This is a genomic window from Shewanella sp. c952 (genome assembly GCF_019654975.1).
Taxonomy (GTDB): domain Bacteria; phylum Pseudomonadota; class Gammaproteobacteria; order Enterobacterales; family Shewanellaceae; genus Shewanella.
In genome coordinates this window covers 1-336 of record NZ_BPEW01000153.1, presented here as the reverse complement: position 1 = coordinate 336, position 336 = coordinate 1, and the positions used below count along the sequence as shown (strand labels likewise).

The window sequence follows — 336 nt, the reverse complement described above, 5'->3', positions numbered from 1 at the left end:
AGGTGTACTGGCCATCGCTGCCCAGGCTAAAGGTGCCGACACCGTTGAGGGTGACGTCACTGCCATCGGCATTATAGACGGTGTTGTCGCCGGCAATGGTGAAGGTGGTGATACTGAGATCGCCATCAACACTGCTGCCATCAATCACATTGCCGCTCACTTCCGGGCTGTCCTCGACGATGCTGCGAGTTTCATTATCATCGCTGAAATCATCGTTCACCGGGGTGACGGTCAAGGTCAGGGTCGAGGTATCTGTCGCGCCCGAGCCATCGGTTAAGGTGTAAGTGATCACCGGCACGCTGCCGTTATAGTTGGCGGCAGGGGTAAAGGTGTACT

The 336-nt window shown here is 56.2% G+C and carries 1 protein-coding gene; it reads right to left on the bottom strand.

The features are described 5' to 3' along the window. Positions 1–336: cadherin-like domain-containing protein (locus K5R16_RS22355; RefSeq protein WP_220740628.1), on the bottom strand; the 336-nt coding region annotated here is incomplete at both ends.